Raw genomic sequence first — 13,287 nt, 5'->3', positions numbered from 1 at the left:
AAGGCTGACAACCATGGCCTCACAGGCAAGGCCACGTTGCAACAAATGTAGGAGCGGATTTATCCGCGATGCGCCGCGCGGGCGGCGCTCGATCTCATAGGCGCTACACACCCCAAGGCAAGCACACCATGTAGTGGTCTACTAACCCCGGACACCTTTTATGAGCTCAGACGCTGGCGAGTACGGCCTTGGCCTTCTCCAGTGCCATGCGCGCACGCTGCTCACCACTGATGCCCTGCTCCATCAGCTGCCGGGTGGGGATCTCCAGGCTCAACGGTACGGTTGCCGGCAAACCACGCAACAGCCCCACCAGGTCGGCATCGCCCTCCCCCGGGAAGCGCCGTTCGTTGCGCGCCTGGCGCAGGATCTCGTCCATGTCGGCCGGCACCGGGCCGGCGACGTCGCACAGCTGGGCATAGCGCATGCACTGCGCGGGCAACTGCGCCAGGTCGTCCAGCGAAGAACGCGAGCGGTTGAAGTGGAAGGCATCCACCAGCACGCAGCCATTGGCCCGGTCGGCGTTGGCTACCACGCGCATGGCCTGGCGCAGGTCGCGCACGTCGGTCCAGGGCATGAACTCCAGGTGCGGGTAGATGCCATAGCCGGCAGCCAGGTCGCACAGCTCGGCAAAATTTGCGGTAAGGCGCGCTTCGTCCGGGTCGTTGCCAGCCACCAGCAATTCGCTGCCACCCAGCTCGGCACCGACAGCCAGTATCGCTTCGAAATCGGCCACGCAGGTGTCGGCCTTGAGCCGCAGGATTTCCAGGTCGAGCACCTTGATACCGGTGTCGCGCAGGCGCGCCTGGGTCTGCCGGCGCAGGTCGGCGTCAGCCACCAGCGGGAAGTGCTGCTCCTGCTCGGTGGCCGGCACCAGGCGCAGGCCCACATGGCTGTATCCGGCACGGGCGGCGGCTTCCACCATGTCTGGTGGGGAAAGTTCGAGCACCGTCAGGGCAGCCAGGGAAAAGATTCGGTCGGTCATGTCATTTACCTAGGGACAAAAAAATCAGGCGATGAGCGCTGGCGCACAGGCCCGGCCGGTTTCGGCGGCCTGGCGGATCGCTTCGACAAGGGCCAGGGTGCGGCCACCGTCGGCGGCATCGATCAACGGCGCTTCAGTGCCTTGGGCGACGCGGATGAAATGCTGCAGCTGCAAGGTCAGCGCCTCGCCTGCGGGAATGGCTTCCTCGCTCTGCAACAGCGGTGTGTGCCAGCCAGAACCCGCCTCGGCGTAATGCCAGCGCTTGAGTTGAGGAATGCTCAGTGCGCCCTCGGTGCCGGCCAGCAGATAGCAAGGCTGGCCTTCCTGGCGCGGGTAGATCGGGCTTTCGCCGGAGTCCAGCTCCCAGCTCCATGGCGCGGCCACCGCGTCGGAGCCGGTCAGGCTGCCCAGCGCACCGTTGGCGAACTGCAACAACACCGCCGCGCTGTCTTCGTTGGCGAAGCCGCGCACGTCGTTGCGGGTGAAGGCCTGCACCTGCACCACCTCGCCGCACAGGTGGCGCAGCAGGTCGAGGTCGTGGATCAGGTTGGTGAGCAGAAAGCCCGCCCCCGGCTCGCGGCGCCAGGGTGTTTCGAAGTAGCTGTCGGGCTTTTGCAGCTGCCACAGCGCGGTGACGTTGATCAACCGCCCCAGCTTGCCTTCGCCAATCACTTGGTGGGCCTTGGCGATCAGCGGGTTGTGCCGCCGGTGATGGCCGACCAGCACTGGCACGCCGCGGCGGCGCGAGGCCTCGACCAGCGCACGGACTTCATCGAGGTGTACGCCCACCGGTTTTTCCACCAGCACCGGTACACCGGCCTCGACACAATCCAAGGCGCAGGCCACGTGCAGGTTGTTGGGGTTGGCCACGATCACCGCATCGGGCCGGGCCTGCTCAAGCATCTGCCGGTGATCGGCGAAGCAGGCAACCCCGCACTCGGCAGCGAACGCTTCAGCCTGTGGGCCGGGGTCTGCCACGGCGCACAGTTGGGCTTGCGGCAGGCGGCGCAGGTGCTGGTAATGCTGGCGGCCCATGATGCCGGCACCGATCAGGGCGATTCGTAGGGGTGAGTTCAACGCACTGTCCTCTTGTCGTTATTGTGGCGCGGATTGTGAAACCAAGTTCCAGAATCAACACTACACAATGTAGAACCAAGTTCAGCTTTTAAGAACGTCCCACCCCACAGACTGTGCGATTACCGACCAGAAATGCGCCTCAGGCGAACAATTCGCTCGCCCGGCTGGCCGCCGACAGCTCGTCTGCCGCCGCCAGCAGCAGCGGTGCCAGCTCGGCCAGGCGTGTTTGCGCCAGGCGGGCGCTGGGGCCGGCCACGCTGAGCACGCCGATCACCTCGTCGCTCTGCGGGCGCCGCACCACGGCGGCCAGGGCGGAAGTGCCGACGGCCGAGGTCTGTTCGACCCAGGCATAACCGCGCTCACGGGCGCGGTGCAGGTAGGCCAGCAGCTCATCGGTCGAACGCGGCGCGTTGGGGCCGAACTGGGCGGGGTCTGCAATGCCTTGGCGCAGCACCATCTGCAGCGCGTCTTCATCGCTCAGGCTGGCCAGCCAGGCATGCCCGGAAGCGGTATAGAACAGCGGCGCGTCACGCCCCATGTCGGGGTCGTAGCGCAGCCCGGAGCGGGCACCCTGGGACTTGGCAATCCAGGTCTGGCGGTTGCCTTCGATCACCCCAAGGCGCACCAGTTCGCCGCTGTCCTGGGCCAGGCGGTCGAGAATCGGCTGAATGATGTCGGCGCCGCTGCTCGACAGGTAGCGAAAGCCCATCGCCACCAGCTTGGCGGACAGTTGATAGCGGCTGTTGTCGCGGTTCTGCCGCACGTAACCCAGGCGCACCAGCTCGGTGAGCATGCGGTGGCAGGCGCTCTTGGGAATGTCCAGGCGCTCGGCCAAGGTTTGCAGCGGCAAGCCGTGCGGCTCGCCAGTGAGGCTTTCAACAAGACTGAAGGCGCGTTCGATCTGACTACCAGCCATGATGCGGATCCCTGAAAATTTGCCGAATTCTAGAAGATGATTCCATATCGTCGATAGTCGTCGTGCCCGCCAGGCACTGAAGTGTCCGGTAATCGACCGAAAGTTGGTACTTGGCCTTGCAGTGCCGCCCGCATAAAAAGAATATTGTGGAATCAGGTTCCAATAATAATGCAGGAGATACCGCAATGCCCGCCGAACCCTTCCCAAGCGACTGCGACGTACTGGTCATCGGCTCTGGCGCGGCCGGGCTGGCAGCGGCGGTCACGGCCGCCTGGCACGGGCAGAAGGTCATCCTGGTAGAGAAGGACCCGGTCCTCGGCGGTGCCACCGCCTGGTCCGGGGGCTGGGCCTGGGTGCCACGCAACCCGCTGGCCCGGCGCGCCGGCATCAGCGAAGACATCGAGCAGCCGCGTACCTACCTGCGTCACGAACTGGGCACGCACTACAACGCCGAGCGCGTCGATGCCTTCCTCGAAGCCTGCCCGCACATGGTCGCCTTCTTCGAGCAGCACACCGCCCTGCAGTTCGCCGACGGCAACGGCATCCCCGACATGCACGGCGACACACCCGGCGCTGCCCTCGGCGGCCATCAGGTGATTGCCGCGCCGTACGATGCGCGCCAGCTCGGCGCGCTGCTGCCACGCCTGCGCAAGACCATGCGCGAGACTTCATTCATGGGCATGCCGATCATGGCGGGCGCCGACCTGGCCGCTTTCTTGAACATGACCCGCTCGCCGCGCGCCTTGCTGCACGTGTGCAAACGCTTCGCTCGCCACCTCTACGATCTGGCCCGCCATGGCCGGGCGATGCACCTGGTCAACGGGGTGGCGCTGGTGGCACGGCTGGCGAAGTCGGCGGATGACCTGGGTGTGCGGATGATCGAGTCGACAGCGGCCAAGGACCTGCTGATGGAAGACGGCAAGGTGCTGGGGGCCGTGGTCGCAACCGCGCAAGGCGAACGGGTGATCCGCGCCAGGGCCGTGGTGCTGGCCGCAGGCGGTTTCCCCAACGACCCCGCTCGGCGCCGGCAGCTGTTCCCGCGCGACGCCAGTGGCCATGACAACCTCGCCCTGCCCCCACCGTCCTGCTCCGGCGATGGGCTGCGCCTGGGCGAATCGGCCGGGGGTGTGGTGGCCACTGACCTCAAGTCGCCGGTGGCCTGGGCGCCCGTGTCGAAAGTGCCACACCGCGACGGCAGTGTCGGCCACTTCCCGCACATCATCGAACGCGGCAAGCCAGGCATCATCGGTGTGCTGGCCAACGGCAAGCGCTTCGTCAACGAAGCGCACGGCTATTACGACTATGTTTCCGCCATGGTCGCCGCCGTGCCAGAGGGCGAGGAAGCCTGCTCATGGCTGATCTGCGACCACCGCTTCCTGCGCCGCTTCGGCCTCGGCCATGCGCGCCCTGCGCCCCTGCCGATCAGCCCACACCTGCGCAGCGGCTACCTGAAACGCGGCGCCACCCTGGAACAACTGGCCCAGGCGTGCGGCATCGACACCGCCGGGCTGAGCGCCACGGTCGCTGAATTCAACCTGCACGCACGCCAGGGCCAGGATCCCGCCTTCGGCCGCGGCTCGACACCGTTCAACCGCAAACAGGGCGACCCGCTGCACAAGGGGCCCAACCCCTGCGTGGCGCCAATCGAGCACGGCCCGTTCTATGCGGTAAAAGTGCAGCCCGGCTGCTTCGGCACCTTCGCCGGCCTGCGCACCGACGGTCACGCGCGCGTGCTGAACGACGCCGGCCAGCCAATCAGCGGCTTGTATGCGGCCGGTACCGACATGGCCAGCGTGTTCGGCGGCTGGTACCCCTCCGGCGGTATCAACCTCGGGCCGGCACTGACCTTCGGCTATGTCGCCGGGCGGCATATCAGCGGCGTAACGGAGTACGAATAGCGTCAGCAGGAGGCAAACCATGGACATGGGCAGGGTTTGCCACTCACACTGGCGCCCACCGACCTTACCCGAGGAGGACCACTGCCCTTGAACAAGAACACCGAGCCCTCAAGGGGCTGGCTGGCCAGCAAGCTCCTCGCCGAGGGCCAGGAGCCAGACCCGCGCTTCACCCTGGCCAACGAGCGTACCTTCCTGGCCTGGATCAGGACCGCGCTGGCGCTGCTCGCCAGCGGCATCGCCGTGGACATGTTCACGGCCGAGATCTTCAGCCCCGGCACCCGCCGCCTGCTGGCGGTGGCGCTGATCAGCCTGGCCCTGCTGCTGAGCCTGCCGGCCTTCATCCGCTGGCTGAACGTGGAGCGGGCGATGCGCCAGAAGCGCCCGCTGCCCTTCCCGTTGATCGCCCCGGCGCTGTCGATCGGCGTGTCGCTGGTGATGGCGTTTTTTGCCTACGCGGTGTTCTTCCATGCCTGACCCGCAGCTGGTCCACGCCGATGACGGGTTGCAGCCGGAGCGTACGCTGCTGGCTTGGCGCCGAACCATTCTGGCGATGGTGGTGTGCAGTTGCTTCTTCCTGCGCTGGGTGCCGCACCATCACTGGCTGGCCGTAGCGCCGGCCGTGCTCTGCCTGTTGGCTGCCGGCGCTGCCTGGCTGCGCTTGCGCCGTAGCTACCAGCGCCATGTGGTCGGCCTGCAGGCTGAGACCATCGCCTCTGGCGTCACGGTGAATCTGCTGCTGGCGGTATGCGTTACCGCGCTGTGTGCGGTCGAACTCGCCGCGATCCTGGCCTGGTAGCCACGGCGCACTAGAACTGCCCCAGCCAGTACGCCACATCCACCTCATCGATCTGCTCGCGGCGCAGGAAGCGCCCGGCGTACTCCAGGTACACCCCGCTGCAGAGGAACAGCCGCAGCAGCTGCCCGTCGATGTGCTGGTCGCGGGCCATGAACACCAGGATCTTCACCGACTCGGACAAGCTTTTCGCCGGCTTGTACGGCCGGTCGGCGGCCGTCAGCGCCTCGAAGATATCGGCAATCGCCATCACCCGCTCGGCAACGCTCAGCTGGTCCTTGCCCAACCGACGTGGGTAGCCGCCGCCGTCCATCTTCTCGTGGTGGTTGCCGGCGATGTCCGGCACACGCCGCAGCTGGCGCGGGAACGGCAGCGCCGTCAGCATGATGATGGTCTGCACGATATGCTCGTTGATCTTGAAGCGTTCTTCATCGTTCAACGTGCCCCGGCGGATCGCCAGGTTGTACAGCTCACCCTGGTTGCTGGCATTGGCCGGCAGGCGCATGTCGAAGCCCCATACATTACGCGGGTCGCCCTTGACCACCGGCGGCTTGCGCGTCCCCCAGGGCTGCAGGTGTTCGGGGCGATCGGCCAGCAGCGCCTCTTCGACCGGCAAGGGTGCAGGCGCCGCGCCGGCAAAGCGCTGCTCTTCATCGCGGGAAAGGCCCAGGCGGTTATCGAAATGCCGCAGCCAACGGCGCTGGCCGATGCGCTGCAGGCGCTCGACATCCTCATCCTGCATGAACTCGCCACCGATATTGGCCCTGGCGACGAACGCGAACTCTTCCTGCAGCTCGGCGCGGCACTGCTCCAGCGTGCGTTGCAGCAGCGGCTTGGCCTCGCCGGCGGCCAGGCCTTGCCAGTAGGCAAGCTCGGCATCACGCCAGAGCACCTCGAAACGCATGCGGATTTCGTGAATGCGGTTGTACAAGGTCTCCAGCTTGGTCGCCTTGTCGACCACGTACTCGGGGCTGGTGACCTTGCCGCAATCGTGCAGCCAGGCGGCAATGCGGAACTCGTAGCGCTCGGCCTCGGTCATGCTGAAATCGGCAAACGGGCCGCTGTCGGCCTGCATGGCCTTGTCCAGCAGCATCTGCGCCAAATGCGGCACGCGCTCGCAGTGGCCGCCGGTATAGGGGCTCTTGGCATCGATGGCGTCGGCGAGCAGCTTGATCATTGCGTCCAGCAGGCGTTGCTGGGCTTCGACCAGTTGGCGCGTCTCGATGGCCACGGCCGCGGCACCGGACAGCTCCTCGACGAAACGGCGGAACGGCTCGCCCACTTCAGCAGCCTCGCCCTGCATCTGCAGGACAAGGATGCCGAGCAGCTCATGCCCCCGGTCGTTGAGCACCAGCACAAGACTACGCCCGCCCAGCGTCAGGGCCTGCGTGACCGCCCCCGCCAGGTCGGCTTGATCGGCCTCGCCGAACGCCAGCTCGTCGGGGTAACCGGTACCCCCGCAGGACGCGGACAGCCGCAGGCGAGCATGCGGGTCATCGAACAGGTACACCGCCCCGGCGCTGGCCCCGGCGGCCTCCACCAGATGCGTCAGCACGCCATCGAGCATGCGCTCCAGCTGGGTTTCGCGGCTGAGTGTCAGGGTGATTGCCTGGAAACTGCGGATGGTGCCGGACATGCGCCTGAGTACCCGGCTCAGCGCTCGCACTTCGGAAACCCGCGAGTCCACGCCCACTTCGCGGCTGAAATCGAAGTCGGCCAGGCCACGCACCTGCTCGGCCAACTGGTGCAGCGGGCGGCCGATGCGTTGCCCGAGCAGGCCGCCCAGCAACAGGAGCACGGCCATCAGCGCGGCCGTCCACACCAGTTGCTCGAACAGCACCTTGCGCGCCCCCGCCAGCAGTTCATGCGCCGGCACCGCGATCAGTACTTGCAGGTCCTGCCCGGCCAGGTTGGTCAGCGGCACGCGCATGCCGTACCAGCTTGCGCCATCGACCTGATAGACCTGTGGTCGCGTGCCTTGCGGCTGTCGGCTGTAGATCTGTTGCAGGCTGGGGATTCCCAGCTCGCCGAGACGCGACAGGCGCACGGTGTCGCCCTCGTGAACGATGACCCGCTGCAGGTCCGGGTACGCGACCACGTTGCCCTGGTCGTCGACCACGGCAATCTCGGTACCGGGCGTCATGCGCAAGTCGCGGGATTCGCTGGCCAGGTCGTTGACCGATACATCCATGCCGAGCACCGCCGCGCCGTCGACGCTGCGTTGGGCCATGGTCATGCCGATTTCGCGGGTGGTGAAGAAGACATAGGGATGGGTGAGCACGGTGCCGGGTTGTGCCGATGCATCGACGAACCAGGGGCGCGAGCGCGGGTCGTAGTGATAGTCCGGCATGGCCTGGGCCTTGAGCAGGGTCAGCGCGGGGTCATAGAAGCGCCATTCGCCGCGCATCGCACCACCCTCACCCAGGCTGACACTCTGCACCAGGAAGCGGCTGCCCGCTGGCGCGGCAAAGCGCGCCAGCAACTGCGGGTCGCGTAAGCGGCGCACCAGCAGGAACTCGCCGTTGGGGTACCCGACATAGGCGGCGCTGAGCATCTTGTTGGCATTCAGGCTCTCGACCAGCTGCGGCAAGCGCTCCAGGCGCTGGGCCAGGCTGCTGGCGGCCGGGTTGAAGGCCAGCAGGCGAATGCTGCTCTGCGCCGGATCGACCAGGCGCCGGGCACGTTCGTCGATGGTCTTGGCGACCTGCTGGGCAGCATCGCCGGCCGCAGCCACCAGGGCCTGGCTGATACCGCGGTAGCCCTGCCAGGCCAGGCCGGCGCCGAGCAGCAGCATGCCGAGCATGATGGCCAAGGCCACCAGCCATTGCAGGGAAATTGCGCGTGCTGGTTTGCTCATGGCTGCCCGGTCCCGGTGTGGCGATTTCAACAGTGTAATCAGCCAATGCGATCATGCCGGGCGGATGTCATGCGCTGCTGGCAAGGCAGCCCGACAGCAGTACAGCGCCACTACTGGTTTCAATGCGCCGTGCTTGGCCTCAGCGCACATGCCCGGTAGAATTGCCCCGGGTGCTAACTGCAAGGTGCAGTGATGCAGGTTAAAGAACAGTGCAGGTCGGGCCGCCTGCAGGAGTTCTTGTGCCTGTGCAAAAAACCAATTTGACCCGCGCCCAGCGCCTGGCCCAACGCGCATTCGCCAATTTCGAGCGTTTCCTGCATATCGAAGCGGTCAGCGGCATCGTCCTGCTGATCACGGCTGTCGCTGCCCTGATCTGGGCCAACTCCCCGGCCGCCGCCAGCTACGATGCGCTGTGGCATACGCCGATCAGCTTCGGCATCGGCTCGCTGAGCTTCTCGCAATCCCTGCACTTCTGGATCAACGATGGCCTGATGACCATCTTCTTCCTGGTGGTCGGCATGGAAATCCGCCGCGAAATTCACGAAGGCGCCCTGGCCAGCCTGCGTCAAGCCACCTTGCCCATGGCCGCCGCGGTGGGTGGCGTAGCGGTACCTGCGCTGATCTACCTGGCTTTCGGCCATGCGCCAGCCGAGCAGCAAGGCTGGGCCGTGCCAACCGCCACCGACATCGCCTTCGCGGTGGGCGTGCTGGCCCTGCTGGGCAAGTCGATCCCGTCCAACATCCGCGTGTTCCTGCTGGCCCTGGCGATCATCGATGACATCATCGCCGTGCTGATCATCGCCGTCTTCTACTCCGGTGGCCTCGACTACAGCGGCTTCGGCGTAGCCGCCATCGGCCTGCTGCTGGTGATCGGGCTGCAGAAGATCGGCGTCGGCTCGGCCTGGGCCTATGTCATCCCTGGCACCATTACTTGGGTCGGCATGCTGATGACCGGCGCCCACCCGACCCTGGCCGGCGTGATCCTCGGCCTGATGACCCCGGTTGCCGCCATGCCGATGGGCGAGCGCCCGCTGGATGCGGTGTCGCGCTTCACCAACGACCTGCTCGGCCGCGCCAAGGCCCCCGAGCAGGACACCGGCGACCTCAGCGCCCCACTCAAGCGCCTGCGCCTGGCCCAGCGTGAACTGGTGGCCCCGGTGACCCGTGTAGGCGGCGCCCTGCACCCGTGGGTGGCATACGCGATCATGCCGCTGTTCGCCCTGGCCAACGCCGGTGTCGGCCTGTCGGGCATCGACCTGTCGGCCGAGGGGCCGCACTGGGTGATGACCGCCGTGGCCGTGGCCCTGGTGGCCGGCAAGCCGCTGGGCATCATCGGCGTCAGCTGGCTGATGGTGCGCCTGGGCTGGTGCAGCCTGCCGGCCCAGGTCAACTGGCGCGGCATCACCCTGATCGGCCTGCTGGCCGGCATCGGTTTCACCATGTCGATCTTCATTGCCAACCTGGCCTACAGCGACCCGGCCTCGCTGGGCGCAGCCAAACTCGGCGTGCTGTCAGGCTCGGTGATCGCTGCCGTGCTGGGCCTCGCCTGGGGCGTCACAGGCCTGCGCAAAGGCGCCAGCAAGGCGCCCGTGCAAGTGGGTTGAAGCCATCCGGGGCCTGCGGGCCCCGGCATTTTTCTGTATACAAAAATTTCAAACTTTGCTTACATGCATGCCTGTGCGCCTACGACACCGGCCAACGTCGCTGCGTATTGCGCCAGGCATGAGACATGCAAGCTTCCCTGCAACACACCCCCAAGACCCTCCTGGTCAAGAACGCCGCACTGCTGGTCACCATGGACGGCGAACGCCGAGAGATCAAAGGCGGCGGCCTGTACATCGAAGATAACCTGATCAAGCAGGTTGGCCCCAGCGATACGCTGCCACAGCACGCCGATGTGATCCTCGACATGGCCGGCAAGGTGGTCATCCCGGGCCTGGTCAACACCCACCACCATATGTACCAGAGTCTCACCCGCGTGGTACCGGCGGCCCAGGACGGCGAGCTGTTCAACTGGCTGACCAACCTGTACCCGATCTGGGCGCGGCTGACCCCGGAAATGATCTCGGTATCGACCCAGACCGCCATGGCCGAGCTGATCCTGTCTGGCTGCACCACCTCCAGCGACCACCTGTACATCTACCCCAACGGCTGCAAGCTCGACGACAGCATCCATGCTGCCGGCGAGATCGGCATGCGCTTCCACGCCGCCCGCGGCAGCATGAGCGTGGGCCGCAGCCAGGGCGGCCTGCCGCCTGATTCGGTGGTGGAGAAGGAAAGCGACATCCTCAAGGAGTCGCAGCGCCTGATCGAGGACTACCACGATGCCAGCCACGGCTCGATGCTGCGCGTGGTGGTGGCACCCTGCTCGCCGTTCTCGGTCAGCCGCGACCTGATGCGCGAGGCCGCAGTGCTGGCGCGCAACTACGGCGTTTCGCTGCACACCCACCTGGCCGAAAACGTCAACGACATCGCCTACAGCCGAGAAAAGTTCGGCATGACCCCGGCCGAATACGCCGAAGACCTCGGCTGGGTCGGCCACGATGTGTGGCACGCCCACTGCGTGCAGCTCGACCAGCACGGCATCGAGCTGTTCGCCCGCACCGGCACCGGTGTCGCCCACTGCCCCTGCTCGAACATGCGCCTGGCCTCGGGCATCGCGCCGATCCGCAAGATGCGCGACCACGGCGTGCCGGTAGGCCTGGGTGTGGATGGCTCGGCCTCCAACGACGGCGCCAGCATGATCGGCGAAGTGCGCCAGGCACTGCTGCTGCAGCGCGTCGGCTTCGGCCCGGACGCGATGACCGCCCGCGAAGCCCTGGAAATCGCCACCCTGGGTGGCGCCAAGGTGCTCAACCGCAACGACATCGGTGCACTGGCACCCGGCATGATCGCCGACTTCGTCGCCTTCGACCTGGGCCACGTGGCCTATGCCGGCGCCCTGCACGACCCCTTGGCGGCCCTGGTGTTCTGCACCCCGACCCACGTCGACACCAGCGTGATCAATGGCCGAGTGGTAGTGCAGGATGGCCGCATCACCACCATCGACCTGCCGCGGGTACTGGAACGCCACAACCAGTTGGCCTACCAGCTCGTCAGCGGCGAATAACCCGAACCGCCCTGGCCGCTGCGCTCGAAAGAGCGCGGCGCGCCTTGTTGCGGCTGCGTTTTACCTGTTTCACCCCAATGCGACTGAAACCGTGCAGTTAGACGCGTGACAATAACAAAAGCGAGCTACTCACCATGACATCTACCGCTACACCTCGTCCGGAAGACGAGAACCTCGGTATTGGCGCCAACTTCGCCTACGGCCTGCAGCATGTACTGACCATGTACGGCGGCATGATCGCCGTGCCGCTGATCATCGGCCAGGCAGCCGGCCTGTCGCCGGCCGATGTCGGCATGCTGATTGCCGCCTCGCTGTTCGCCGGGGGCCTGGCCACCTTGCTGCAGACCCTGGGCCTGCCGTTCTTCGGCTGCCGCCTGCCGCTGGTCCAGGGCGTTTCCTTTGCCAGCGTGGCGACCATGGTCGCGATCATCGGCAATGACGGCACCAACGGCCTGCAGGTGGTGTTCGGCGCCGTGATCGTCTCGTCGTTGGTCGGCCTGCTGATCACCCCGCTGTTCTCGCGGATCATCCAGTTCTTCCCGCCGCTGGTGACCGGCATCGTCATCACCACCATCGGCCTGACCCTGATGCCGGTGGCAGCGCGCTGGGCAATGGGCGGCAACAGCCAGGCGGCCGACTTCGGCAGCACCGCCAATATCAGCCTGGCCGCGTTCACCCTGGCCTGCGTGCTGTTGCTCAGCAAGCTGGGCAGCGCCAGCCTGTCGCGCCTGTCGATCCTGCTGGCGATGGTGATCGGCACCCTGGTGGCCATGGCGTGCGGCATGGCCGATTTCTCCCAGGCGCTCGACGGCCCTTCGGTGGCACTGCCCGAGGTGCTGCACTTCACCCCCGAGTTCCAGCTGGCAGCGATCCTGTCGATGCTGATCGTCATCGTGGTGACCATGGTCGAAACCTCGGCGGACATCCTCGCCGTGGGCGAGATCATCGGCACCGACGTCAATGCCCGGCGCCTGGGCAACGGCCTGCGCGCCGACATGATTTCCAGCGCCCTGGCGCCGCTGTTCGGCTCGTTCACCCAAAGCGCCTTCGCGCAAAACGTCGGCCTGGTGGCGGTGACCGGGGTCAAGAGCCGCTATGTGGTAGCCAGCGCCGGTTTCATCCTGGTCACCCTCGGCCTGCTGCCGGTGATGGGCCGGCTGGTGGCCGCAGTACCGACCGCCGTGCTCGGCGGCGCCGGCGTGGTGCTGTTCGGCACCGTCGCGGCCAGTGGCATCCGCACCCTGGCCCAGGTGGACTACCGCAACAACATGAACCTGATCATCGTCGCCACCTCGATCGGCTTCGGCATGATCCCGATCGCCGCACCGGGCTTCTACCACCACTTCCCGAGCTGGTTCGAGACCATCTTCCACTCTGGCATCAGCTCGTCGGCGATCATGGCGATCCTGCTCAACCTGCTGTTCAACCACCTGCGTGCCGGCAACTCCGACCAGCAGTCGGTGTTCGTCGCCGCCAGTGAGCGGACCCTGCGCTACCACGATGTGGCCTGGCTCAACGAAGGCGACTTCTTCCGCGATGGCAAGCTGTTCGACTGTGATGGCAAGGAAGTGCCGATCATCGAAGTGGATGAGGGCCATGGGCATGCCCCGGCATCGGCCAGGAAACAGGCCGAACACGCTCACTGACAGGCAAAC

Annotated in this window: 10 protein-coding genes; 6 read left to right on the top strand and 4 right to left on the bottom strand. The window is 66.3% G+C overall.

The genetic code is table 11. From position 1 onward, the window contains the following. Window positions 1-166: 166 nt before the first annotated feature. From ACIPZ5_RS26780 to ACIPZ5_RS26770, 3 genes are all read right to left on the bottom strand, one after another. Window positions 167-982: a sugar phosphate isomerase/epimerase gene (locus tag ACIPZ5_RS26780; protein WP_261943785.1), complete on the bottom strand. Its 816-nt coding sequence runs from the start codon at window positions 980-982 to the stop codon at window positions 167-169. A gap of 24 nt (window positions 983-1,006) precedes the next feature. After that, a complete protein-coding gene (locus ACIPZ5_RS26775; RefSeq protein WP_400811526.1) occupies window positions 1,007-2,059 on the bottom strand; it encodes a Gfo/Idh/MocA family protein in 1,053 nt (350 codons plus the stop codon). Window positions 2,060-2,198: 139 nt separating this feature from the next. Continuing rightward, window positions 2,199-2,975, bottom strand: a complete 777-nt coding sequence (locus tag ACIPZ5_RS26770) for an IclR family transcriptional regulator (RefSeq protein ID WP_400811523.1) — start codon at window positions 2,973-2,975, stop codon at window positions 2,199-2,201. A gap of 185 nt (window positions 2,976-3,160) precedes the next feature. On the opposite strand from ACIPZ5_RS26770, the gene ACIPZ5_RS26765 reads away from it, so the two are divergent. The 3 genes from ACIPZ5_RS26765 to ACIPZ5_RS26755 all read left to right on the top strand — a co-directional run bounded on the left by ACIPZ5_RS26765 (window position 3,161) and on the right by ACIPZ5_RS26755 (window position 5,669). Continuing rightward, complete coding sequence (locus ACIPZ5_RS26765) at window positions 3,161-4,873, top strand: FAD-dependent oxidoreductase (protein ID WP_400811520.1); 1,713 nt, start codon at window positions 3,161-3,163, stop codon at window positions 4,871-4,873. A gap of 87 nt (window positions 4,874-4,960) precedes the next feature. Continuing rightward, complete coding sequence (locus ACIPZ5_RS26760) at window positions 4,961-5,347, top strand: YidH family protein (RefSeq protein WP_400811517.1); 387 nt, start codon at window positions 4,961-4,963, stop codon at window positions 5,345-5,347. Beyond that, on the top strand, window positions 5,340-5,669 hold the full coding sequence (locus tag ACIPZ5_RS26755; RefSeq protein WP_261943780.1) for a DUF202 domain-containing protein: 330 nt from the start codon (window positions 5,340-5,342) through the stop codon (window positions 5,667-5,669). The genes ACIPZ5_RS26760 and ACIPZ5_RS26755 overlap by 8 nt, the downstream gene beginning before the upstream one ends. Before the next feature lie 10 nt (window positions 5,670-5,679). Here the strand turns inward: ACIPZ5_RS26755 and ACIPZ5_RS26750 are convergent, their stop codons facing one another. After that, window positions 5,680-8,523: an HD domain-containing phosphohydrolase gene (locus tag ACIPZ5_RS26750; RefSeq protein ID WP_400811514.1), complete on the bottom strand. Its 2,844-nt coding sequence runs from the start codon at window positions 8,521-8,523 to the stop codon at window positions 5,680-5,682. Between the two features lie 245 nt (window positions 8,524-8,768). Here ACIPZ5_RS26750 and nhaA point away from each other — a divergent pair, with 245 nt between their 5' ends. The 3 genes from nhaA (at window position 8,769) to ACIPZ5_RS26735 (ending at window position 13,278) form a co-directional block, all read left to right on the top strand. Continuing rightward, entirely contained in the window at window positions 8,769-10,127 is a 1,359-nt protein-coding gene (gene nhaA / locus ACIPZ5_RS26745; protein WP_400811512.1) for a Na+/H+ antiporter NhaA, read from the top strand. Window positions 10,128-10,252: 125 nt separating this feature from the next. Continuing rightward, window positions 10,253-11,632 carry an 8-oxoguanine deaminase gene (locus ACIPZ5_RS26740; protein ID WP_060485395.1) on the top strand — a complete coding sequence of 460 codons (1,380 nt, stop codon included), beginning with the start codon at window positions 10,253-10,255 and terminating at the stop codon, window positions 11,630-11,632. Between the two features lie 134 nt (window positions 11,633-11,766). Continuing rightward, the gene (locus ACIPZ5_RS26735; protein ID WP_400811509.1) at window positions 11,767-13,278 is read left to right on the top strand and encodes a nucleobase:cation symporter-2 family protein; all 1,512 of its coding nucleotides are present in this window, start codon (window positions 11,767-11,769) and stop codon (window positions 13,276-13,278) included. Window positions 13,279-13,287: the final 9 nt, after the last annotated feature.

The organism is Pseudomonas sp. NPDC089428 (genome assembly GCF_044749325.1).
Lineage (GTDB): Bacteria > Pseudomonadota > Gammaproteobacteria > Pseudomonadales > Pseudomonadaceae > Aquipseudomonas.
Note: the sequence above shows the minus strand (reverse complement) of the source record. Positions and strands in the feature narration are given on the sequence as shown.